Genomic DNA, 22,358 nt, shown 5'->3' on the forward strand with positions numbered 1-22,358 from the left:
CGGTGCTTCTGGATGTGCGGGAGCCGGTCCCGGCTACTTGATCAGGTAGATCGTGGCGAAAAGGCCGATCCAGACCACATCGACGAAGTGCCAGTAGTAGGACACGACGATGGCGGCGGTCGCCTGCTCGTGGGTGAACCTCTTGGCCATGTAGGTGCGGCCGAGGACCAGCAGGAAGGCGATCAGACCGCCCGTCACGTGCAGGCCGTGGAAGCCGGTGGTCAGGTAGAACACCGAGCCGTACGGGTCGGAGGAGAGCGAGATGCCCTCGTCCCTCACCAGGCTCGTGTACTCGTAGATCTGACCGCCGATGAAGATCGCACCCATGATGAAGGTGAGGATGAACCACCCGCGGAGCTTCTTCACGTCACCGCGCTCGGCCGCGAACACGCCGAGCTGGCAGGTGAGCGAGGAGAGCACCAGGATCGTGGTGTTCGTCGCGGAGAAGGGCACATTGAGCGCGTCGGCCATGTGCTTCCAGTGCGCCGGACCCGTCACCGATCGCAGGGTGAAGTACATCGCGAAGAGGGCCGCGAAGAACATCAGCTCGGAACTCAGCCAGATGATGGTTCCGACGCTGGTGAGGTTCGGCCGGTTGACCGACGGGTGCGCGTGCCCGGTTTCTACTGTCGTTGCTGTCGCCACGACCGACATTATGTCGGTCGCTTATCCCGCCCTCACTCCGGGGGGTGCCGTTCGGAGTGTTGCTCCCCGCCGAACCGGTGTTGACGTGGTGTTCATGGGGACTTCGACGGGAGTAAGCTCCGCCCCGAACGGCCCTGTCCGTCCCGTCCGTACGACGCTGACGTCCCGGAGGAACAATGCAGCCGACCGCCACGGTGCTGGTCTACAGCGACGACTCCAACACCCGCGAGCAAGTACGGCTGGCCGCCGGGCGTCGGCCGGCTCCTGATGTTCCCTTGGTCGAGTTCGTGGAGTGTGCCACCCCGGAGGCGGTCATCCGCGAGTTGGGCAAGGGCGGCATCGACGTCTGTGTGCTCGACGGTGAGGCCGTGCCGATGGGGGGTATGGGGGTCTGCCGGCAGATCAAGGACGAGGTGTTCAACTGCCCGCCGGTGCTGCTGCTGATGGGGCGGCCGCAGGACGCGTGGCTGGCGACGTGGAGCCGGGCGGACGCGGCGGTCACCTTGCCGGTGGATCCGGTGGAGTTCGCCTCCGCCTTGGCTTCCCTGCTCCGTCGGAAGCGGTTGCTGAGCGCCTGAGAACTCGGGGCGCAGGGCTACGCACGGCGGATGCCCCGCGCCCCTTGCGGGGCCCTCAGAAGGCCGTCGGCTGCAGTCTCACCGTGTCCGCGTCGGACGGGCCGTCCGGCTTGCCGTTGACCAGGGCGCTGCCCTTGCGCCACTTGTTCCAGTCGACGTTCCAGTCGCCGAAGCCGTTGCCGAAGTCCTCCATCTGGTGGCCGTTGGCGTTGACGACCTTGACGATGTCTCCCTGGTGGATGTTGTCGAAGAACCACTCGGCGTTGCCGGTGCTCATGCCCGTGCAGCCGTGGCTGACGTTCGCGTAGCCCTGTGAGCCCACGGACCAGGGCGCGGCGTGCACGTATTCGCCGGACCAGGTCACCCGGGTGGCGTAGTAGACCGACAGGTCGTAGGAGTCGGAGCTGCCCGCGGCGATGCCGATCGTGGTGCCGCGCATGCGGACGACGTACGCCTTCTCCAGGACGACCTTGATGCCGTTGCGGGTGCCGAAGCCGGGTTTGCCGGTGGTGACGGGGATCCGCTTGATGTCCTGGCCGTTCTTGTAGAACGTCAGCTGGTGCGTCGCGGCGTCGGTGACGGCCTCGATCCGGTCGCCGATGGTGAGCTTCACGGGCTTGGCCGGGCCGCCCCACAGCCGGTCGCTGATCCTGATGCCGTCCAGGTTGCTGTGCACCGTGATGGTGGCGTGGGTGGGCCAGTACTCCTCGGGCCGGTAGTGGAGTTCCTTGTCGCTCACCCAGTACCAGGAGCCCTGCACGGCCGGTACGGAGTCCACCCGGAGGGCGCGCTCCACGATGGCGCGCTGCGCCTTGTCCTTGACCTCCTGGTCGAGTTGGGCGGTGATGGGCTGTCCGACGCCGTACTGGCCCGACTTCGGCCCGAAGGTGACGGTCAGGCGCTTCCTGCTCGTGGGCTTGCTGGTGTCGAACGAGAAGACCTTCCGGCCGGGCGCGCCGTCGCCGTCCTCGGTGCTCACGGTGACCGTGTAGTGGGTGTGGGCGGCCAGCGGGGCGGTGCTGTGCCATCTGCTGCCGTCGGCGGAGAGTTCGCCGGCCACATAGCGTCCTGCGGAGTCCTGGGCGGTGACGTCGGTGATGCGGTCGTCACCGCTGGCGGTGATCTCCAGGGGCTTGTCCGGGTCGGCCTGCTTCCCCGGCTCGGTGGGGCCGTTGAAGTCGATCAGGTCCGCCGCGTCGTACGGCTTGGCCGACAGGGGGTTGCCGTCCGAACCGCAGGCGGTGACGCCCGCGCCGAGCGCGGTCACCAGCAGAGCGCGGCTGACGACGGTGCGGGTCCGCGGAGTGTGGTTCATACGATCACGTTATGAGGCGCTGACCCCATTGGCGCGGCGAGTAGGCCGTACGGGGGATCGACACTACGGCAAAGGAACGACCCCACCGGCGTGGCCTGTGGAAAAAGCGGAAGCCCGGACCCTCCTGAGGGAGCGTCCGGGCTTCCGGTTGCCTGCGCGCGAGTGCTACTGGGTGCGGCTCTCACCGTGGTAGTACTCGAACACCCAGCCGAACAAACCGACCACGATGAACGGGGCGGAGAAGTAGATCAGCCACCAGCCGACCGCGATGCTGAGGAAGGCGATCGCACCGCCGAAGCCCAGCAGAAGCGGCTGCCAGCTGTGCGGGCTGAAGAAGCCCAGCTCGCCCGCGTCGTCCGCGACGTCGGCCTCCTTGTCGTCCTGGGCGCCCGCGTCGACCCGCCGGGCGGTGAAGCCCAGGTAGAAGCCGATCATGACGCTCAGGCCGAAGGCCAGGAACAGTGCGGTGGTACCGGCCGGCTCCTTCGACCACACGCCATACACGATGGCCATGATCAGGATGAAGACGCTCAGCCAGATGAACATCCGACCCTGGATCCTCACTTGCCGGCCTCCTTGCTGCCCGCGATGGCGGTGCCGTGACCGCTGTGCGCAAGCTGCTCGAGCGCGGCGATCTCAGGGTGGTGCAGGTCGAACGCCGGGGATTCGCTGCGGATCCGCGGCAGGGTGACGAAGTTGTGCCTCGGCGGCGGGCAGGACGTCGCCCACTCCAGCGAACGGCCGTAACCCCACGGGTCGTCCACGCCGACCGGCTTGCCGTACTTGGCCGTCTTCCAGACGTTGTAGAGGAACGGCAGGATCGACAGGCCGAGCAGGAAGGAGCTGATCGTGGAGACCGTGTTCAGGGCGGTGAAGCCGTCGGCCGCCAGATAGTCGGCGTAACGACGCGGCATGCCCTCGGCACCCAGCCAGTGCTGGACCAGGAAGGTGCCGTGGAAGCCGATGAACAGCGTCCAGAAGGTGATCTTGCCGAGGCGCTCGTCCAGCATCTTGCCGGTCCACTTCGGCCACCAGAAGTGGAAGCCGGAGAACATGGCGAAGACGACCGTGCCGAAGACCACGTAGTGGAAGTGGGCCACCACGAAGTACGAGTCGGAGACGTGGAAGTCCATGGGCGGCGAGGCCAGGATGACACCGGTCAGACCACCGAACGTGAAGGTGATCAGGAAGCCGGTCGCCCAGAGCATCGGCGTCTCGAAGGACAGCGAGCCCTTCCACATCGTGCCGATCCAGTTGAAGAACTTCACACCGGTCGGCACGGCGATCAGGAACGTCATGAAGGAGAAGAACGGCAGCAGCACACCACCGGTGACGTACATGTGGTGGGCCCACACGGTCACGGACAGACCGGCGATCGCGATGGTCGCGGCGATCAGGCCCATGTAGCCGAACATCGGCTTACGGGAGAACACCGGGATCACTTCGGAGATGATTCCGAAGAACGGCAGCGCGATGATGTACACCTCTGGATGTCCGAAGAACCAGAAGAGGTGTTGCCATAGCAGGGCTCCGCCGTTCGCGGCGTCGAACACATGGGCGCCGAACTTGCGGTCCGCCTCCAGGGCGAACAGCGCGGCCGCGAGGACCGGGAAGGCCAGCAGGACCAGGACACCGGTCAGCAGGACGTTCCACACGAAGATCGGCATGCGGAACATGGTCATGCCCGGCGCGCGCATGCAGATGATCGTGGTGATGAAGTTGACCGAGCCGAGGATCGTGCCGAAGCCGGACATGGCCAGACCCATGATCCACATGTCGGCGCCGACACCCGGGCTGCGTACCGCGTCCGACAGCGGCGAGTAGGCGAACCAGCCGAAGTCGGCCGCGCCCTCCGGGGTGAGGAAGCCGCCCACCGCGATCAGCGAGCCGAACAGGTACAGCCAGTAGGCGAACATGTTCAGCCGCGGGAACGCCACGTCGGGCGCGCCGATCTGCAGCGGCATGATCCAGTTCGCGAAACCGGCGAACAGCGGCGTCGCGAACATCAGCAGCATGATCGTGCCGTGCATCGTGAACGCCTGGTTGAACTGCTCGTTCGACATGATCTGCAGGCCCGGACGGGCCAGCTCGGCGCGCATGAGCAGCGCCATCACGCCACCGATCAGGAAGAACGCGAACGACGTCGCGAGGTACATCGTCCCGATGGTCTTGTGGTCGGTGGTCGTCAGCCACTTCACCACGAGATTGCCGGGCTGCTTGCGCCTGACCGGCAGCTCGTCCGCGTACGCGCCTTCAGCTGCCGCGGCACCCTGGGGTTCGTTGAGGATGCTCACAGGTTGTTCGTCTCCCGGTTCTTCTCGTGGCTCGTCTGCGCGATGCCGGCGGGAATGTAACCGGTCTGCCCCTTCTTGGCGAGGTCCTGGAGGTGCTTCTGGTACGCCGCCGGGGATACGACCTTCACGTTGAACAGCATCCGCGAGTGGTCGACGCCGCAGAGCTCGGCGCACTTGCCGAGGAAGGTGCCTTCGTGGTTCGGAGTCACCTGGAACGAGTTGGTGTGGCCCGGGATGACGTCCATCTTCATCAGGAACGGCACCACCCAGAAGGAGTGGATGACGTCACGAGAGGTCAGGACGAAGCGGACTGTCTCGCCCTTGGGGAGCCAGAGCGTCGGACCGGGGTTGTTCGTCTGCGGGTTCCGCGTGCCGGGGGTGCCGACGTCGTAGACACCGCCGGCGTTCGCCGGGAAGTCCTTCTTGAACCGGTCCGGAATGGCGTCCAGGTTCTTGTCGGTCTTGGCGTCGCCGGAGACACCGGGGACGTTCTCGACGTAGTTGAAGCCCCAGCTCCACTGGAAGCCGACCACGTTGACCGTGACGTCGGGCTTCTTGGAGATGTCGAGGAGCTTCGACTCGTCCCGGGCCGTGAAGTAGAAGAGCACCGAGATGATGATGATCGGGACCACCGTGTACAGGGCCTCGATCGGCATGTTGTACCGGGTCTGCGGAGGTACCTCGACCTTGGTGCGGCTGCGCCGGTGGAACATGGCGCTCCACAGGATCAGGCCCCACACCAGCACGCCGACGGCGAGCGCGGCAGCCCAGGAGCCCTGCCACAGGGAGAGGATCCGCGGAGCCTCTTCCGTGGTCGGGCTGGGCATGCCAAGGCGGGGGAAGTCCTTGTATGTGCAACCGGTTGCGGTCGCCAGGACCAGGCCCGCGGTCAGTGCCTGCAGCAGCTTCCGCCGCATCGGGCGCCGCGGCGAGCGGTCGGAGCCGTTGGGACTCACGTAGCGCCTTCCCGAGAGTCTCGCCCGCGCGGTCGGCTGCGGCCTTCTTCTCGCTGGTCGGTCGCCGCCCTGCGTCGGGCAGGGGTTTGGATGTTTATGCGGACCAAACCCTAGCCGACGCCCTCCGGGGGTTCGCGGGGAGGGGTGCCTACTGGAGTGGGTGGTTCGCTTAATTGGCGGCTGCGGGTGCGTTGTGGCTGGTCGTGCCCCGCGGCGGAGCCGCTGATGTCACCGCCGCGCGCCCCTTCGGGACGCTGCCCCGACCGGCGGTTTAGCGTTGCCGTATGGCCTACTTTGATGCTGCTTCCGCCGCTCCCCTCCATCCCGTGGCCCGTCAGGCGTTGTTGGCCTCTCTGGATGAGGGGTGGGCCGATCCTGCACGGCTGTACCGGGAAGGGCGCAAGGCCCGGATGCTGCTGGACGCCGCCCGGGAGGCGGCCGCCGAGGCGGTCGGGTGCCGGGCGGACGAGGTGGTGTTCACGTCGTCCGGGACCAGGGCCGTACACACGGGTGTCGTGGGGGCGTTGGCCGGGCGGCGCCGGGTCGGACGCCACCTGATCGTGTCGTCCGTCGAACACTCCTCCGTGCTCCATTCGGCGGAGGTGTTCGAGGCGGACGGCGGCACGGTGACCCAGGTGCCGGTGAACCGGGCCGGTGCCGTGGAGCCGTCGGGTTATGCGAGTGCCCTGCGTCCGGACACCGCGCTGGCGTGTCTGCAGTCGGCCAACCATGAGGTCGGCACCGTGCAGCCGGTCGCCGAGGTGGCCGAGGTGTGCCGGGCCGCCGGGGTGCCGCTGCTGGTGGACGCGGCGCAGTCGCTGGGCTGGGGGCCGGTCGAGGGTGACTGGTCGCTGCTCACGGCCAGCGCACACAAGTGGGGCGGGCCCTCGGGGGTCGGGCTGCTCGTCGTGCGCAAGGGGGTGCGGTTCGCCGCCCAAGGACCCGTCGACGAGCGGGAGTCGGGGCGGGCGCCCGGCTTCGAGGACATCCCGGCGATCGTGGCGGCCGTGGCCTCCCTGCGGGCGGTGCGGGCCGAGGCGGCCCACGAGGCGGTACGGCTGCGGGAGCTGACGCAGCGGATCCGGACACGGGTGCCGCAACTGGTGCCGGACGTGGAGGTCGTCGGCGAACCCGAGCGCCGGCTGCCCGGGATCGTCACCTTCTCGTGCCTCTACGTCGACGGCGAGGCGCTGCTGCACGAGCTGGACCGGGAGGGCTTCTCCGTCTCCTCCGGTTCCTCCTGCACCAGCAGCACGCTGACGCCCAGCCATGTGCTGAAGGCTATGGGCGTGCTGAGCGGGGGGAACGTACGGGTGTCCCTGCCGCTGGGCACGCCGGAGGCCGACGTGGAGCGGTTCCTCGGGGTGCTGCCGGGGGCGGTGGCGGAGGTCCGGGAGAAGCTGGGCGCACCGGAGGCACCGGCCGCCCAGCAGGGTCCCGGGGAAGTGCTCGTCGACTCCCTGGGCAAGCGGTGCCCGATCCCGGTCATCGAACTGGCGAAGGTGTTCGGTCAGGTGCCGGTCGGCGGGATCGTACGGGTCCTCTCCGACGACGAGGCGGCCCGCCTGGACATCCCGGCGTGGTGCGAGATGCGGGGGCAGGAGTACGTCGGAGAGGAACCGGCGGAGCGGGGTACGGCGTATCTGGTGCGCCGGGTCGGCTGAGGGGTCCGGGGGCGCCGGCCCCCGACCGGCCACCCGGCCTCAGCCCAGATGAGCCCGCACTTCCTCCCCGGCCTCGTCCCCGTACGCCTTCACGAACCGCTCCATGAAGTGGCCCCGCCGCAGCCGGTACTCCTGCGTACCCACCGTCTCGATGACGAGCGTCGCCAGCATGCAGCCCACCTGAGCGGCCCGCTCCAGCGAGACACCCCAGGCCAGCCCCGACAGGAACCCGGCGCGGAAGGCGTCGCCGACGCCCGTCGGGTCGGCCTTGCGCTCCTCCTCGGGGCAGCCGACCTCGATCGGGTCCTCACCGACCCGCTCGATGCGCACGCCGCGCGAGCCGAGCGTGGTGACGCGGTGGCCGACCTTGGCCAGGATCTCGGCGTCGCTCCAGCCGGTCTTGGACTCGATGAGGCCCTTCTCGTACTCGTTGGAGAACAGGTACGTCGCCCCGTCCAGCAGCACCCGGATCTCGTCGCCGTCCATCCGGGCGATCTGCTGGGAGAAGTCGGCGGCGAAGGGGATCGCGCGGGAGCGGCACTCCTCCGTGTGGCGGAGCATCGCCTCCGGGTCGTCGGCGCCGATGAGGACCAGGTCCAGGCCGCCCACGCGGTCGGCGACGGTCTTCAGCTCGATGAGGCGGGCCTCGCTCATCGCGCCGGTGTAGAACGAGCCGATCTGGTTGTGGTCGGCGTCGGTGGTGCACACGAAGCGGGCGGTGTGCAGGGTCTCCGAGATCCGGACCGAGCCGGTGTCCACGCCGTGCCGGTCGAGCCAGGCCCGGTACTCGTCGAAGTCGGAGCCGGCCGCTCCGACCAGGATGGGCCGGGTGCCCAGCTGGCCCATGCCGAAGGCGATGTTGGCGCCGACGCCGCCCCGGCGCACGTCCAGGTTGTCGACGAGGAAGGAGAGCGAAACCGTGTGCAGCTGGTCCGCGACGAACTGGTCGGCGAAGCGGCCGGGGAAGGTCATGAGGTGGTCGGTGGCGATGGAGCCGGTGACTGCGATGCGCACGACGGGGAATCTCCTGCGGGAGGCAAGGTTGACAGTTCACGCTACCCGCTCGGCCACTCACTCTGTAGCTGGCGAAACTACCCGATAGTAGATCTTTCTTCGCGGCCCGGAGCAGGCCTACGGTGCGGGCATGACGAACCTCAAGTTCCGCCACACCGCTCCCGCAGACCTCGGGAGTGACCCCGGCGACCTCGCCGCACTGCGCGGCGACTGCGCCCGGATGGCTCCGCACTGGGCGGTCCCCGAGCACGCCGAGCCCCGGCCGGTGCCGCCGTCGCTGATCCACGGGGTGACCGTGCCGGCGCGGTCCGCACGGCTGCTGGACGCGATGTCGGACTACGGCGACTGACGCGGGGCGCATTTCGCGGGGAACCGCACGCTCCCCTCGCGCGTCCCATCGCCGTCCCCCAGACGGGGGATTCGGGATACGACCAGCGAGGAGCGATGCGGTGAACACCGAGCGACCCGAGAACCGCGAGCACCCCGAGGGCTCCGAGCAGGCCGAGGGCGCGGAGAGCGCCGGGAACGGCGGGAGCCAGGAGGGTGTCGAGGACTCGGGGCAGCCTGAGCCGGTGCCCGCCGCGGCGGAGGGCGCCGACGACACGGAGGACGGGCCGGCCGGCCGGCGGCGGTCGCGGCTCGTCGTCGTCTCCGTCGCCGCCGCCGTGCTGCTGGTCGGCGGCGGCGCCTACCTCGCGGCGAGCGGCGCCACCGGCGGCCGTACGGGCGGGCCCGGGGCGGCTGGATCCGGGGCCACTCCCCCGCCGCTCGCGCTGGACGGCTTCGGCGGCACGGGCGGCATCGCCCCGGGCGAACCGGCCCCCTACGGCGCCACGTACGTCGCCCAGGGCGAGCTGCCGGCCGGCCCCGGCTCCGCGCCGGTGTACGTGCCGAAGGGCGAGGTCGGCAAGGACGCGGTGACCCGGCTGGCCAAGGCGCTGGGCATCGACGGCGCGCCGGTGGCCGAGGGCCGGATCTGGCGGGTCGGCGGCAAGGACGGCACCGGTCCGAGCCTGACGGTGAACCGGGACGCGCCGGGCAGCTGGACGTTCAGCCGGTACGCGCCGGGCACCGACGACTGCAAGGAGGGCGTCCTGTGCGCGCATGACCCGATGGGCCCGACCGGCGCCCCGGTGAGCGTGCGCAAGGCGACCGAGGTGGCCGCGCCGGTGCTGAAGGCGGCGGGGCTGGACGACGCGAAGATCGACGCGAGCCAGGTCATGGGGAGTCAGCGGGTCGTGAACGCCGACCCGGTGGTCGGCGGGCTGCCGACGTACGGCTGGACGACCGGCCTGACCGTGGACCAGCAGGGCGCGCTGGTCGGCGGGCACGGGTTGCTCGGGGCGCCGGTGAAGGGCGACACGTATCCCGTGCTGAGCGCCGCGAAGACACTGAAGCTGATGAACGCGGCGCCGAAGGGCGACCACCGCATGGGGATCGGCGGCTGTGCCAGTCCGGTGCCGCTGAAGAACCGGCTGGAGCAGCCCTGCGGCGGGTCGACGGGCGTGCCGAAGCGGGGGGCGGACGCGGGGACGGACCCGGTCACCGTGGAGAAGGCGGAGTTCGGGCTGGCCGCGCACTCCGTCGCCGGGCGGCAGACGCTGGTGCCGTCCTGGCTGTTCGAGGTGCGGGAGCCGGCCGGCCAGGGCGCCTCGACGGTCTCGTACCCGGCGGTCGATCCGCGGTATCTGGCGTCGGCGACGACTGCCCCCAGCGGGCCGGGCACGGCACCGAGCCCGCACACCGTGAAGGTCATCGGCTACACGGCCGAGGGCCGGGTCCTGACCGTGAGCTTCTACGGCGGGGTGTGCGCCGACTACACGGTGGCGGCGAAGGAGAGCGGCGAGCGGGTGACCGTGAGCGTCACCGAGCACCCTTGGCCGGACAAGGTCTGTGTGCTGATCGCCAAGGAGTACGTGAAGACCGTACGGCTGGCCGCGCCGCTCGACGGGCGGACGGTCGTCGGCATCGACGGCGGCCGTATTCCGCAGGGCAAGCCGGGCGCGCTGCGGGGAGGTTCCTGACGGTTCGCGCCCGCGCGGCGGTGGCCGCACATGAGAAGACCCCGCGCCCCTTGGGGCGCGGGGAACTCCGTTCTCAGCTGAAGGAGTCGCCGCAGGCGCAGGAGCCGGTCGCGTTCGGGTTGTCGATCGTGAAGCCCTGCTTCTCGATCGTGTCCACGAAGTCGATGGTCGCGCCGCCGAGGTACGGAGCGCTCATGCGGTCCGTGACGACCTTGACCCCGCCGAAGTCCTTCACCACGTCACCGTCGAGCGAGCGCTCGTCGAAGAAGAGCTGGTAGCGCAGGCCGGAGCAGCCGCCGGGCTGGACGGCGACACGCAGCGCGAGATCGTCGCGGCCTTCCTGGTCGAGCAGCGCCTTGACCTTGGACGCGGCGGCGTCGGTCAGGATGATGCCGTCGGTGACGGTGGTGGTCTCGTCCGATACGGACATCTACATCTCTCCCGGGTTGTACGGAGACTGCTTGCCGACGAGTGCAACCGGCGCTTCCGCGGATTCATTCCGGGCCGGGCAATCGCGTTGTCGCGTTTTTACTTCCGTCTTCATGCTCGCACATGCCCCACGGGGTCGGCAGCGGCCTGTGGAGGGACCCGAGCGGGATTCACGTCACATCGACGTTATGGCGATCGTCAAACTGACGTGAACCAGTTATGATAGATAGCGTCAGTTAGACGAAAAGTAGAAAGGGTGCGTGTCGTGACCACCGCCCAGACCCCGGAACTCGACGTGCAGCCGACTCCGCTCGCCCTGCTGCTGCTCGGCCGTGAGGCCGACCCGAAGAGCGAGCGGGGCGTCGAGTGCCCCGGTGACCTGCCCTCGCCGTCCGACCCGGACCTGGTCGCGCGCGCCCGCGCGGCCAAGGAGAAGCTCGGCGACAAGGTCTTCGTGCTCGGCCACCACTACCAGCGCGACGAGGTCATCCAGTTCGCCGACGTCACGGGCGACTCCTTCAAGCTGGCCCGGGACGCGGCCGCCCGCCCTGAGGCCGAGTACATCGTCTTCTGCGGTGTGCACTTCATGGCCGAGTCGGCGGACATCCTCACCTCCGACGACCAGAAGGTCGTCCTGCCCGACCTCGCCGCCGGCTGCTCGATGGCCGACATGGCGACGGCCGAGCAGGTGGCGGAGTGCTGGGACGTGCTGACCGAGGCCGGGATCGCGGAGCAGGTCGTCCCCGTCTCGTACATGAACTCCTCCGCCGACATCAAGGCCTTCACCGGCAAGCACGGCGGCACGATCTGCACCTCGTCGAACGCCAAGCGCGCCCTCGGCTGGGCCTTCGAGCAGGGTGAGAAGGTGCTGTTCCTGCCCGACCAGCACCTCGGCCGCAACACCGCCGTCCGGGACATGGGCATGTCCCTGGACGACTGCGTGGTCTACAACCCGCACAAGCCGAACGGCGGGCTGACGGCGGAGGAGCTGCGCGCCGCCAAGATGATCCTGTGGCGCGGCCACTGCTCGGTGCACGGCCGCTTCAGCCTGGACTCGGTCAACGACGTCCGCGAGCGCATCCCGGGCGTGAACGTCCTGGTCCACCCGGAGTGCAAGCACGAGGTCGTGACCGCCGCGGACTACGTCGGCTCCACCGAGTACATCATCAAGGCCCTGGAGGCGGCCCCGGCCGGCTCGAAGTGGGCCATCGGCACGGAGCTGAACCTGGTCCGCCGCCTGGCGAACCGTTTCGCGCCCGAGAACAAGGAGATCGTCTTCCTCGACAAGACGGTCTGCTTCTGCTCGACCATGAACCGCATCGACCTGCCCCACCTGGTCTGGGCCCTGGAATCCCTGGCCGAGGGCAACCTGGTCAACCGGATCGAGGTCGACAAGGAGACGGAGGCGTTCGCGAAGCTGGCGCTGGAGCGGATGCTCGCGCTTCCCTAGCACGCACGAAGGGGCCGGGTCTCGGACGAGACCCGGCCCCTTCGCATGCCGTCAGACTCCGGCCGGTTCCAGCACCTTTGATGGTGGGCAGCAACTGCCCCTCTCACCCTGAGCCATCCCGGACGGCCGAACCGTAAGCCCAGAGTCCCTTTCCTTATCCGGGCCCTACCGCACCCGCAGTACGCCCGGGTGGAGATCAGTCCGCCCTCGGACGCACCAGCCCCGACTCGTACGCGATCACCACGAGCTGCGCCCGGTCGCGCGCGCCCAGCTTGGCCATGGCCCGGTTGACGTGCGTCTTCACCGTCAGCGGACTGACCGTGAGCCGTTCGGCGATCTCGTCGTTCGAGTGGCCGCCGGCGACCTGGACCAGCACCTCGCGCTCCCGCCCGGTGAGCGCGCCGAGCCGCTCGGAGCGGGCGGGGTCGCGCCCGTCGTCTCCGTCGCCCTGGGCGAGGAACCGGGCGATCAGCCCCTTGGTGGCGGCCGGGGACAACAGGGCCTCGCCGCCCGCCGCGACCCGGATGGCGTTCAGCAGCTCCTCCGGCTCGCTGCCCTTGCCGAGGAAGCCGGAGGCGCCCGCGCGCAGGGCCTGGATGACGTAGTCGTCGACCTCGAAGGTGGTCAGGATGACCACGCGAACCTCCGCCAGGGAGGGATCGGCGCTGATCAGCCGGGTGGCGGCGAGTCCGTCGGTGCCGGGCATCCGGATGTCCATGAGGACGACGTCGGCGCCCTGCTCCTTCGCCAGCCGGACCGCCTCTGCCCCGTCGGAGGCCTCCCCCACCACCTCCATGTCGGGCTCGGAGTCGACCAGCACCCGGAACGCGCTGCGCAGCAGGGCCTGGTCGTCGGCGAGCAGGACACGGATCGTCATGCGGGCTCCCCCCGGGGGCCGTCGTACGGGTCTCAGTACGGATCTCTGCGGGTCTCGGTGCGGGTCTTGAGGGGCAGGATCGCATGGACGCGGAAGCCGCCGCCGTAGCGGGGCCCGGTGGTGAGGGTGCCGCCGACGGCGGTGACCCGCTCGCGCATGCCCAGCAGTCCGTGCCCGCCACCGGCCCCGGGCACTCCGGCCGCGCCCGCGCCGTTGTCCAGCACGGTGACCTCGATGTCCGTGCCCACCCGTACGACGCTGACCTCGGCCTTGGCCTGCGGTCCGGCGTGCTTCTGCACGTTGGTCAGGGCCTCCTGGACGATCCGGTAGGCGGCCAGGTCGACGGCGGCGGGCAGTTCGGCGCCCTGGTCGGCGCGGGCCACCTCCACCGGCAGTCCCGCGTTGCGGAAGGTGTCCGCGAGCTCCTCCAGCCGGCCGAGCCCGCCGGCGGGCTCGGTGGGGGCCTCCGGATCTCCGGACTGGCGGAGCAGGCCGACGGTGGCGCGCAGCTCCTCCAGTGCCGAGCGGCTGGCCTCGCGGACGTGGGCCAGGGCCTCCTTGGCCTGGTCGGGCCGCTTGTCCATGACATGCGCGGCCACCCCGGCCTGCACGTTCACGAGGGCGATGTGATGGGCGACGACGTCGTGCAGATCGCGGGCGATGCGCAGCCGCTCCTCGGCGACCCGGCGCCGGGCCTCCTCCTCCCGGGTGCGTTCGGCTCGCTCCGCCCGCTCCCGGATGGCCTGGACGACGGCACGCCGGCTGCGTACGGCGTCCCCGGCGGTGGCGCCGATGCCGGTCCAGGCGAGGACGCCGAGGTTCTCCTGCGCGTACCAGGGCAGCGGGCCGCCGAGCATGGCGGCGGCCGTCAGCACGGTCATGGTGAGCAGGCCGACGCGCAGGGTGGTGGTGCGGTCGGTGGTCGAGGCGACGGTGTACAGGGCGACCACGGCGGACATCGCGACCGGGGCGCGGGGGTCGCCTGTGACGCACTCGATCACGGAGAGGGCGCCGGTGACGGCGAGGACCGTCCTGGGGGCGCGGCGACGGAAAACCAGCGTGACCGCGGCGAGCAGCATGAGGAGCAGGCTGAGGGGGTCGGGGGTGCGGAAACCCCAGGTGACGCCGTGCGCTCCGCGGGGCACCACGAAGGAGCCGGCGACCATGCATGCCAGCACGGCTGCGGCGATGGACGCGTCCAGCGCGAGGGGGTGGGCCTTCACGCGGCAACGGGCTCGTTCGAGAGTGCTCACGTCCTGAACAGTACGGGTGCCGGCAAGATGCCCTGCGCCCCAAGCCCTCGGGCGCCCTCAGCCGGGGATCAGCCCGTCGTCGCTGAGCATCTCCCGTACCTCCTCCAGCGACGCGTCCGGCGCCGGAAGAATGAGCTCGGACGGTTGCAGCGAGTCGTCGGGGAGGGGAACCCCGAGCCGGCGCACGGCGTCCAGGAGCGCGGCGAACGTGCGGCGGAACGCCGCCTCGTCGCCGCTCTCCATCTCGGCCAGCAGCTCGTCGTCCAGCTTGTTCAGCTCGACGACGTGGGAGTCGTCCAGCTTGACCTGGCCCTCCCCCATGATCCGTACGATCACGTCGGCCTCCTCGGCTCGGGTCCCGGCGCCGGGCTACTGCTTGTCGAAGCGCGGGGTGTCCTGCGGCTGCTGCTGGGACTGCCCCTGCCCGGTGCCGCCCTCGATGGCCTGCTGCGGGGAGCCCCCGGCCAGCTCGGCCTTCATGCGCTGCAGTTCCAGCTCTACATCCGTACCACCGGAGATCCGGTCCAGCTCGGCGGCGATGTCGTCCTTGGCCATGCCGGTCGGGTCGTCCAGGGCACCGGAGGCGAGCAGCTCGTCGATGGCGCCGGCCCGGGCCTGGAGCTGGGCGGTCTTGTCCTCGGCGCGCTGGATGGCCAGGCCGACGTCGCCCATCTCCTCGGAGATGCCGGTGAAGGCCTCGCCGATCCGGGTCTGCGCCTGGGCGGCGGTGTAGGTGGCCTTGATGGTCTCCTTCTTCGTCCGGAAGGCGTCCACCTTGGCCTGCAGACGCTGGGCCGCGAGGGTGAGCTTCTCCTCCTCGCCCTGGAGGGTGGCGTGCTGCGACTCCAGGTCGGTGACCTGCTGCTGGAGCGCGGCGCGCCGGGACAGCGCCTCGCGGGCCAGGTCCTCGCGGCCCAGCGCGAGCGCCTTGCGGCCCTGGTCCTCCAGCTTGGTCGACTGCTGCTGCAGCTGGTTGAGCTGGAGTTCCAGGCGCTTGCGGCTGGTCGCCACGTCGGCGACGCCACGGCGGACCTTCTGCAGCAGCTCCAGCTGCTTCTGGTACGAGTAATCGAGGGTCTCGCGCGGGTCCTCGGCCCGGTCAAGGGCCTTGTTCGCCTTCGCGCGGAAGATCATCCCCATACGCTTCATGACACCGCTCATGGGCTTCGCGCGCCCCCTTCTGACGGACTCCAGCTCACAGATCCTGCGACAGGACCCACAGTACGGGCCCTGACTCCATTACCGCACTGTTCGGGGACGGATGCGCTCATCCCCGAGGACGACTGCGGACGCCAGCGCTCCGGCGTGAGGAGTAGGTGATCCCCCACCGCCCGCACCGGAACGTCCCCTCTGTCCCCCTACAGACGTCCGGTGTTGCCGGATCGTTCCCCGCCGGGCTGGGGTCCATGCCGGTGAAGCCCGTACCCTTGGGTTTTGTGTTCCGTAGCCGTGCCAAGGAAGAGAAGGCCCCGACCGCCGACAAGGCGCAGGTGAACCTCTCCAAGCAGTCCCGTGACCCGCAGGCCCCGAAGGGCAGGCCCACGCCCAAGCGCAGTGAGGCCCAGTCCCAGCGGCGCAGCGTGGCCAACACGCCGACCAACCGCAAGGAGGCCGCCAAGCGCCAGCGCGAGGACCGGCGCCAGGCACTGGAGCGGCAGCGCCAGGCGCTGGCCACCGGTGACGAGCGCTATCTGCCCGCCCGGGACAAGGGCCCGGTCCGCAAGTTCGCCCGCAACTGGGTGGACTCGCGGTACAACGTGGCGGAGTTCTTCCTGCCGCTCGCCGTGGTGATCCTGGTGCTGAGCGTGGTGCGGGTGCCGGCGATCCAGTCGATCGCGCTGCTGCTGTGGCTGGTGGTGATCGTGCTGATCGTGCTGGACGCGGCGTTCAGCGGCTTCCGGCTGAAGAAGCGGCTGGGAGAGCGCTTCCCGGACCAGAACACGCGTGGCGCGGTCGCCTACGCCCTGATGCGCTCCCTCCAGATGCGCCGGCTCCGGCTGCCGAAGCCGCAGGTCAAGCGCGGAGAGCGGCCCTGAGCGCAGACGCCTTCACCGGGGCTGCGGCCGACGCCTGGCTGAACAAGCTGGGCAAGCTGCGGGACGTCGTACGCCAGGAGCTGGTGGCGCGGCAGCTGGACGAGCAGATAGCCGGGCGGTTCCCGGTCGGGCAGCGGCTGCGGGTGCTCGACGTGGGCATGGGCCAGGGCACGCAGGCGCTGCGGCTGGCCCGGCTCGGCCATCAGGTGACCGGTGTCGAGCAGGACGCGACGATGATCGCCGCCGCGCGTGAGGCGCTGGCCGCGCAGCCGGAGGGCATCCGGGAGCGGGTCCGGCTGGTGCAGGGCGACGGCCGGGACACCGGGGTCCACTTCCTGCCGGGCAGCTTCGACGTGGTGCTGTGCCACGGGGTGCTGATGTACGTCGAGGAGCCGGACCCGCTGGTCGCGGGCCTGGCCCGGATGCTCGCCCCCGGCGGGCTCCTCTCCCTGCTCGTCCGCAACGGCGACGCGCTCGCCATGCGCCCGGGCCTGTCCGGCAACTGGGCGGGCGCGCTGGCCGCCTTTGACACCGCCGCCTATCACAACCGGCTCGGCCTGGACGTACGGGCCGACCGGCTGGCCGCCCTCACCGCCACGCTCGCCGGGATCGCGGCCCCGCTGCACGCCTGGTACGGCGTGCGGGTCTTCACGGACACGGCGGCGGACGACGCGGAGATCCCGGACGACCTTCAGACGCTGCTCGCGGTCGAGGAGCGGGCCGGGCGCACGGACCCCTACCGCCGGGTTGCGGCGCTGCTGCACCTGTGCGGCGTACGGGGCTGAGACCGTTCGGGCCAACACCGCGGGCCGGGTGATCGGCGCGCGGTGAGACTCGGGGCATGGAAGCTTCCCCGATCCGTGCCCTGCGGAGGACCGCCGTCGCGGTCACGCTGGTGTGTTGCGTGGCGAGCTGTACGGCGGACGCTCCCGAGGCCGCGCGGGACCCCGCGGCCTCCGCGCGGGCGGCCGCCCCGATGGCCGCGGGTGATCTGCAGAGCCGGTACCAGAAGGTCATCAAGGACGTCCTGCCGTCGGTCGTGCAGATCCAGGCGAGCCAGGAACTGGGCTCCGGGGTGGTGTACGACGGCAAGGGACACATCGTCACCAACGCGCACGTGGTCGGTTCGGAGAAGACCTTCAAGGTGACCACGGCCAACAGCGAGGAGCCGCTCACCGCGAGCCTGGTGTACTCCTACCCCGAGCAGGACCTGGCCGTGATCAAGCTGGACAAGGTGCCGACCGGGCTGCGAGCAGCGGCGTTCGGCGACTCCGAGAAGGTGGAGGTCGGCCAGATCGTGCTGGCCATGGGCTCACCGCTCGGGCTGTCGTCCAGCGTGACCCAGGGCATCGTCTCGGCGACCGGACGCACCGTCAGCGAGGCCCCCGGCGGGGCCACGGGCGCGACGCTCGCGAACATGGTGCAGACCTCGGCCGCCATCAACCCGGGCAACAGCGGCGGCGCGCTGGTCAATCTCGCCGGTCAGGTCATCGGCATCCCGACGCTCGCCGCCGCCGACCCGCAGCTCGGGGGCAACGCGGCGCCCGGCATCGGGTTCGCCATCCCGGCGTCGATGGTGCAGACGATCGCCGGGCAGATCGTGCAGAAGGGCAAGGTCGTCAACTCCGGCCGGGCCGCGCTCGGCATCACCGCGCGGTCGGTCGTGGACGACCGCTACCAGCCCGCCGGGGTGGCGGTGGTCACCGTCAGACCCGGCGGTGCGGCGGACAGGGCGGGACTGCGCCCGGGCGACGTCATCACCAAGGTGGGCGGCCGGCCGATCTCCACCGTCACCTCCCTCGCGGTGGCGCTGGCGGCGGACAAGCCGGGCCAGAAGACCTCGGTGACCTACCAGCGGGGCGGCGCCGAGAAGACGGTGGAGGTGACGCTGGGCGAGCAGTGACGAAGGGTACGACCGCGGCCGTACCCCGCCACGCCGACGGCGCCGGCTACGCCGCGTCGGCGTGCAGGCTCATCGGGCCGTAGATCTCGGTGTTCTCCTCGAACAGCCGCACCTGGTCGGCGCCGCCCTCCAGGAGCGCCTTCCAGTGCTCGCCGATCCAGGACTCGGCATCCCCCTGGGTGGTGAACTCCTCCGGTTCCACCGCGGGCTGGACCTCCGTCCCGTCGGCCTTCTCGAACCGCCACGTCCATGCCGTCATGTGGGCCTCCCTCGATCCAACACCTGCTGGAAGAGTATGCGGTCCGCGGGTTCGGCCGTTAGAGGCTGTGGATCATCCGCGGGTCCGGTCGGGGCTGCCGCGCCCACCGGCGGCGCCGCGTACCCGCGCCCCTTCTTCGGGGCGCCGCGGTGAGCAGTGCCTGTGCGGGCAGGTGAGAATCGGTCCCGTGGACATCACTCTGCTCGGTACCGGTGCCCCTGCTGGGCTGCCCCGCCCCGACTGCCCGTGCGCCGCATGTGCGATGGCGCTCGGACCGGACGCGCGGGCGGCCACCGCCGTGCTGGTGGACGGGGCGCTGCTCCTCGACCTCACCCCGGGCGCGGCCTTCGCGGCGGCACGGGCCGGGCATTCGCTCACCGGCGTACGGCAGGTACTGCTGTCCCATCCGCACGACGGACCCGCGGTCGAGGTGCCGGCCGGGCTGCCGCAGCCCGGGCGGGTGCCGGACGGGCGGGAGTTGGCGCTGCTGACGGGGCATCGGGTGCGGGCCGTGGCGATGGACGCGGGCGGCACCGGGTACGCGGTGACCGGGCCGGACGGGCAGCGGCTGCTGTATCTGCCGCCGGGCGGGGCGTCGGCGGGGCTGGAGGAGGCGACGGCGGAGTCGTACGACATGGTCCTCGCGGACGTGGTGGACCGCCCCGACGCGCTGGCGCGGCTGCGGGCGGTCGGCTCGGTCGGCCCCACGACGGATGTCCTGGCGGTCCACCTCGACCACGACGTGCCGCCCGGTGCGGAGTTGCGGCGCCGGCTGGCGGCGGCCGGGGCGCGGGCGGTGCCGGACGGTACGACGCTGGCGGTCGGCGCGTACGAGGACGTGCCGGACGTGCCGCGCCGGACGCTGGTGCTGGGCGGGGCGCGCTCGGGCAAGTCGGTGGAGGCCGAGCGGCGGCTGGAGTCCTTCCCGGACGTGCTGTACGTGGCGACCGGCGGGACGCGGGGCGGGGACACCGAGTGGGCGGCGCGGGTGGCTCTGCACCGGGAGCGGCGGCCGGGGTCGTGGCGTACGGCGGAGACGACGGACCTGGTGCCGCTGCTGGGCGAGGACGGACCGCCGCTGCTGATCGACTGTCTGTCGCTGTGGCTGACGGATGTCATGGACGCCGTGGGGGCGTGGGACGACGCGGAGTGGGCGGGCGGGGGTGAGAAGTCCCTGCGGGAGCGGGTGCGGGAGCTGACGGAGGCGGTGCGCCGTACGCGGCGGACGGTGGTGGCCGTGTCGAACGAGGTGGGGTCGGGGATCGTGCCGGCGACCGCGTCCGGGCGGCGGTACCGGGACGAACTGGGGCGGCTGAACGCGGCGTTCGGGGCGGAGTGCGAGCAGGTGCTGTTGGTCGTCGCCGGGCAGGCTGTGGTGCTCCGGGGCTGAAAGGATGCCCGGTGCTGGTGCCGGCCAGGGGTTGGGTCTGCCCGCAGCTATGTGGACCGTTCCGCCTTGCGGGCCACGATTCGGTACGCGTTCGAGAAGCGAGTGCGGCGCAGTAGCGGACCCAGCGCGTGGTCCACGGCGGACGCGGTGGCCGTGAGAGGGGCCGCTGCTCTGCGGAGCGGTGCGGGGACGCGGGTCAGGGCGATGGTGAGGGCCGCTGAGAGGTCGTACGGGATGTGCGGAGCGCGGCGGTCCGTGATGAGGATCTCGCAGCCCCGGCTCGCCAGCTCCGCGCACAGGTTGGCCTGTGGCAGCAGATGCAGATGGCGGGGTTGGCCGTAGGGGAGCCACCAGTTGCCGAGGAGTGCCGCGAAGGCGCTGCGCGGGTCGGGTAGTTCGAGGATCAGATGGCCGCCGGGCCGCAGGGTGGCCAGGGCCGCGCGGAGTTCGGCGCGCGGGTCGGGCGTGTGCCCCAGGTGGTGGAACATGCTGACGACGTCGTAGCGGGAGCGCAGGCGGGCCAGGACCCGGGGATCCGTGAGGTCTCCGATGTGCGCCTCCTCGATGCGCTCCTCCTGGAGGGCCTGTTCGACGCGGGGGGTCGGGTCCAGTCCGTCGAAGGACGTGTAGGGGAAGACCTCCTTCGCCGTCTGCGGGAAGCGGCCGTGACCCGTGCCCACGTCCAGCCAGCTCTCCGGCTCGGCCAGCGGCAGGATCGTGCGGGCGGCGGCCCGGTGCCGGCGGTGCACCGCCCGGCTGGAGAGGACCCGCTCGGCGAAGTCGTCCAGTTGGCCGGAGAAGAGGCCCAGGTGGTGGGCGAGGCCCTCCGCCGTGAGCCGCGGGTTCTGGAAGGCGTGCCCGCAGTCGCGGCACTGGTCCACGACGAACGCGCCGGGATCGGCCGGCCCCGGGGCGGCGGCCCGCGCCCGCGTGCGCAGGTTCCCGCCGCCGCACCAGGGGCAGTTCTCGCGGCGTGGCTCGTGGAACGCCTCGGCGACCCGGGGCGTGGTCGGGGGCGAGGTCGGCATGGGCGACTCCCTGTGCGACATTCCGCTGCAAACCGGAACGTATGGGGTCCCGATCTTGAGTGCAATGACGTTGTGGGGGTGTGGTGGCCATGTGGCGCGGAAGCGTTCGTTCTCTGGCGGTACTGTTCGGCGAATGAGCAGGCTTAATCTGGACGACTTCACCGATCTGATCGAGCGCCCGGACGGGGGCGTGCGCCGTGACGCCGAGGCCCGTCGGGAGCGCCAGATCGTGCCGCCCGGGGCGCTGGGCCGCCTCGACGAGCTGGGCGAGTGGCTGGCCGCCGCGCAGAGCGCCGTACCGGTACGGACCGTGGAGCGGCCGAAGGTGATCCTCTTCGCCGGTGACCACGGCGTCGCCGAACTGGGCGTCTCGGCGCGTCCCGCCGGCAGCGCGGAGCACCTGGTGCGGGCCGTGCTGGAGGGCGCGAGCCCGGTGTCCGTGCTCGCGCGGGGGCAGGACGTGCCCGTACGGATCGTGGACATGGCCCTGGACTGCGCGCCGGACGCCTTCCCCGAGGACGTCGTACGGCACCGGGTGCGGCGCGGCAGCGGCCGTGTCGACATCGAGGACGCGCTCACCCTGGACGAGGCCGAGGCGGCGCTGCGCGCGGGCATCGCGGTCGCCGACGAGGAGGCCGACTCGGGTACGGACGTGGTGGTGCTGGGCGACATCAGCGTGGGCGGCACCACGGCCGCCGCGGTGCTGATCGCCGCACTGTGCGGGACCGACGCGTCGGTGGTGACCGGGCGGGGCGGGCTCGCGATCGACGACCTGGCGTGGATGCGCAAGTGCGCGGCGATCCGGGACGCGCTCAGGCGGGCGCGGCCGGTGCTCGGGGACCAGTTGCAGTTGCTGGCGACCGTGGGCGGGGCGGACCTCGCGGCGATGACCGGGTTCCTGCTGCAGTGCGCGGTGCGGAAGCTGCCGGTGATCCTCGACGGGGTGGTGGCCGCCGCGTGTGCGCTGGTCGCGCAGCGGGTCGCGTTCCGGGCGCCGGACTGGTGGCTGGCCGGGCACGACAGCGGGGAGCCGGGGCAGGCGAAGGCACTGGACCGGATGGCCCTGGAGCCGCTGCTGGAGCAGGGGGTGAAGGTCGGCGAGGGCGCGGGTGCGCTGTTGGCTCTGCCGTTGGTGCGGGCCGCGGCGGCGTTGGCGGCGGAGCTTCCCGAGAAGCCCGGGGCCGATAAGGAGCCGGAGGAGGAGAAGGAGAAGGAGTAGTTCCGGTTCGCGTGAACTCCCGGC

Annotated in this window: 23 protein-coding genes; 10 read left to right on the forward strand and 13 right to left on the reverse strand. The window is 70.9% G+C overall.

Annotated elements, in window-relative coordinates:
- Positions 1-33: 33 nt before the first annotated feature.
- Positions 34-654, reverse strand: a complete 621-nt coding sequence (locus tag ACFYOH_RS05790; RefSeq protein ID WP_351203789.1) for a heme-copper oxidase subunit III — start codon at positions 652-654, stop codon at positions 34-36.
- Between the two features lie 167 nt (positions 655-821).
- On the opposite strand from ACFYOH_RS05790, the gene ACFYOH_RS05795 reads away from it, so the two are divergent.
- Positions 822-1,223: a hypothetical protein gene (locus ACFYOH_RS05795; protein ID WP_388621553.1), complete on the forward strand. Its 402-nt coding sequence runs from the start codon at positions 822-824 to the stop codon at positions 1,221-1,223.
- A 55-nt stretch (positions 1,224-1,278) separates the two neighbouring features.
- On the opposite strand, the gene ACFYOH_RS05800 is transcribed toward ACFYOH_RS05795, so the two are convergent.
- The 4 genes from ACFYOH_RS05800 to coxB form a co-directional block, all read right to left on the reverse strand.
- Complete coding sequence (locus tag ACFYOH_RS05800; protein ID WP_388621555.1) at positions 1,279-2,538, reverse strand: Ig-like domain-containing protein; 1,260 nt, start codon at positions 2,536-2,538, stop codon at positions 1,279-1,281.
- A 165-nt stretch (positions 2,539-2,703) separates the two neighbouring features.
- Positions 2,704-3,102, reverse strand: a complete 399-nt coding sequence (locus tag ACFYOH_RS05805) for a cytochrome c oxidase subunit 4 (RefSeq protein ID WP_388621557.1) — start codon at positions 3,100-3,102, stop codon at positions 2,704-2,706.
- Positions 3,099-4,832 (reverse strand): cytochrome c oxidase subunit I, encoded by a 1,734-nt coding sequence (gene ctaD, locus ACFYOH_RS05810; protein WP_388621559.1) that lies wholly within the window; start codon positions 4,830-4,832, stop codon positions 3,099-3,101. The genes ACFYOH_RS05805 and ctaD overlap by 4 nt, the downstream gene beginning before the upstream one ends.
- Positions 4,829-5,788, reverse strand: coding sequence for a cytochrome c oxidase subunit II (gene coxB / locus ACFYOH_RS05815; protein WP_388621560.1), 960 nt, complete (start codon positions 5,786-5,788; stop codon positions 4,829-4,831). Before coxB ends, ctaD begins: the two co-directional genes overlap by 4 nt.
- A gap of 284 nt (positions 5,789-6,072) precedes the next feature.
- Here coxB and ACFYOH_RS05820 point away from each other — a divergent pair, with 284 nt between their 5' ends.
- The gene (locus ACFYOH_RS05820) at positions 6,073-7,452 is read left to right on the forward strand and encodes a cysteine desulfurase/sulfurtransferase TusA family protein (protein WP_388621562.1); all 1,380 of its coding nucleotides are present in this window, start codon (positions 6,073-6,075) and stop codon (positions 7,450-7,452) included.
- A gap of 39 nt (positions 7,453-7,491) precedes the next feature.
- On the opposite strand, the gene ACFYOH_RS05825 is transcribed toward ACFYOH_RS05820, so the two are convergent.
- A complete protein-coding gene (locus ACFYOH_RS05825; RefSeq protein ID WP_388621563.1) occupies positions 7,492-8,466 on the reverse strand; it encodes a carbohydrate kinase family protein in 975 nt (324 codons plus the stop codon).
- A gap of 130 nt (positions 8,467-8,596) precedes the next feature.
- On the opposite strand from ACFYOH_RS05825, the gene ACFYOH_RS05830 reads away from it, so the two are divergent.
- Positions 8,597-8,815, forward strand: coding sequence for a hypothetical protein (locus ACFYOH_RS05830; RefSeq protein ID WP_388621565.1), 219 nt, complete (start codon positions 8,597-8,599; stop codon positions 8,813-8,815).
- Between the two features lie 100 nt (positions 8,816-8,915).
- Positions 8,916-10,490 (forward strand): hypothetical protein, encoded by a 1,575-nt coding sequence (locus tag ACFYOH_RS05835; RefSeq protein ID WP_388621566.1) that lies wholly within the window; start codon positions 8,916-8,918, stop codon positions 10,488-10,490.
- Positions 10,491-10,563: 73 nt separating this feature from the next.
- On the opposite strand, the gene ACFYOH_RS05840 is transcribed toward ACFYOH_RS05835, so the two are convergent.
- Positions 10,564-10,920, reverse strand: a complete 357-nt coding sequence (locus tag ACFYOH_RS05840) for an iron-sulfur cluster assembly accessory protein (RefSeq protein WP_190000258.1) — start codon at positions 10,918-10,920, stop codon at positions 10,564-10,566.
- A 264-nt stretch (positions 10,921-11,184) separates the two neighbouring features.
- Between ACFYOH_RS05840 and nadA the strand changes: the two genes are divergently transcribed.
- On the forward strand, positions 11,185-12,369 hold the full coding sequence (gene nadA / locus ACFYOH_RS05845) for a quinolinate synthase NadA (RefSeq protein WP_388621568.1): 1,185 nt from the start codon (positions 11,185-11,187) through the stop codon (positions 12,367-12,369).
- A gap of 196 nt (positions 12,370-12,565) precedes the next feature.
- Here the strand turns inward: nadA and ACFYOH_RS05850 are convergent, their stop codons facing one another.
- Genes ACFYOH_RS05850 through ACFYOH_RS05865 form a run of 4 tightly spaced genes read right to left on the reverse strand, consistent with a single transcriptional unit; the run spans position 12,566 to position 15,660 of the window.
- Entirely contained in the window at positions 12,566-13,246 is a 681-nt protein-coding gene (locus ACFYOH_RS05850; protein WP_388621570.1) for a response regulator, read from the reverse strand.
- A 32-nt stretch (positions 13,247-13,278) separates the two neighbouring features.
- Positions 13,279-14,499, reverse strand: coding sequence for a sensor histidine kinase (locus tag ACFYOH_RS05855; protein WP_388621572.1), 1,221 nt, complete (start codon positions 14,497-14,499; stop codon positions 13,279-13,281).
- 57 nt (positions 14,500-14,556) lie between these two features.
- Positions 14,557-14,835 carry a hypothetical protein gene (locus tag ACFYOH_RS05860; protein WP_388621574.1) on the reverse strand — a complete coding sequence of 93 codons (279 nt, stop codon included), beginning with the start codon at positions 14,833-14,835 and terminating at the stop codon, positions 14,557-14,559.
- 33 nt (positions 14,836-14,868) lie between these two features.
- Complete coding sequence (locus ACFYOH_RS05865; protein ID WP_388621576.1) at positions 14,869-15,660, reverse strand: PspA/IM30 family protein; 792 nt, start codon at positions 15,658-15,660, stop codon at positions 14,869-14,871.
- Between the two features lie 245 nt (positions 15,661-15,905).
- Here ACFYOH_RS05865 and ACFYOH_RS05870 point away from each other — a divergent pair, with 245 nt between their 5' ends.
- The 3 genes from ACFYOH_RS05870 (at position 15,906) to ACFYOH_RS05880 (ending at position 18,438) form a co-directional block, all read left to right on the forward strand.
- On the forward strand, positions 15,906-16,535 hold the full coding sequence (locus ACFYOH_RS05870) for a DUF3043 domain-containing protein (RefSeq protein ID WP_388621578.1): 630 nt from the start codon (positions 15,906-15,908) through the stop codon (positions 16,533-16,535).
- A gap of 83 nt (positions 16,536-16,618) precedes the next feature.
- Positions 16,619-17,320 carry a class I SAM-dependent methyltransferase gene (locus ACFYOH_RS05875; RefSeq protein WP_388621579.1) on the forward strand — a complete coding sequence of 234 codons (702 nt, stop codon included), beginning with the start codon at positions 16,619-16,621 and terminating at the stop codon, positions 17,318-17,320.
- Positions 17,321-17,376: 56 nt separating this feature from the next.
- Positions 17,377-18,438 (forward strand): S1C family serine protease, encoded by a 1,062-nt coding sequence (locus tag ACFYOH_RS05880; RefSeq protein ID WP_388621581.1) that lies wholly within the window; start codon positions 17,377-17,379, stop codon positions 18,436-18,438.
- A 46-nt stretch (positions 18,439-18,484) separates the two neighbouring features.
- Here the strand turns inward: ACFYOH_RS05880 and ACFYOH_RS05885 are convergent, their stop codons facing one another.
- Positions 18,485-18,697, reverse strand: a complete 213-nt coding sequence (locus tag ACFYOH_RS05885; protein ID WP_388621583.1) for a hypothetical protein — start codon at positions 18,695-18,697, stop codon at positions 18,485-18,487.
- Positions 18,698-18,884: 187 nt separating this feature from the next.
- Between ACFYOH_RS05885 and ACFYOH_RS05890 the strand changes: the two genes are divergently transcribed.
- Positions 18,885-20,087 carry a bifunctional adenosylcobinamide kinase/adenosylcobinamide-phosphate guanylyltransferase gene (locus tag ACFYOH_RS05890; RefSeq protein ID WP_388621585.1) on the forward strand — a complete coding sequence of 401 codons (1,203 nt, stop codon included), beginning with the start codon at positions 18,885-18,887 and terminating at the stop codon, positions 20,085-20,087.
- A 47-nt stretch (positions 20,088-20,134) separates the two neighbouring features.
- Here ACFYOH_RS05890 and ACFYOH_RS05895 read toward each other — a convergent pair whose 3' ends face one another.
- Positions 20,135-21,115, reverse strand: coding sequence for a class I SAM-dependent methyltransferase (locus ACFYOH_RS05895; RefSeq protein WP_388621587.1), 981 nt, complete (start codon positions 21,113-21,115; stop codon positions 20,135-20,137).
- 133 nt (positions 21,116-21,248) lie between these two features.
- Here ACFYOH_RS05895 and cobT point away from each other — a divergent pair, with 133 nt between their 5' ends.
- Positions 21,249-22,334 (forward strand): nicotinate-nucleotide--dimethylbenzimidazole phosphoribosyltransferase, encoded by a 1,086-nt coding sequence (gene cobT / locus ACFYOH_RS05900; protein WP_388621589.1) that lies wholly within the window; start codon positions 21,249-21,251, stop codon positions 22,332-22,334.
- Positions 22,335-22,358: the final 24 nt, after the last annotated feature.

Origin of the sequence: Streptomyces sp. NPDC007856 (genome assembly GCF_042868225.1) — a bacterium.
Taxonomy (GTDB): Bacteria; Actinomycetota; Actinomycetes; order Streptomycetales; family Streptomycetaceae; genus Streptomyces.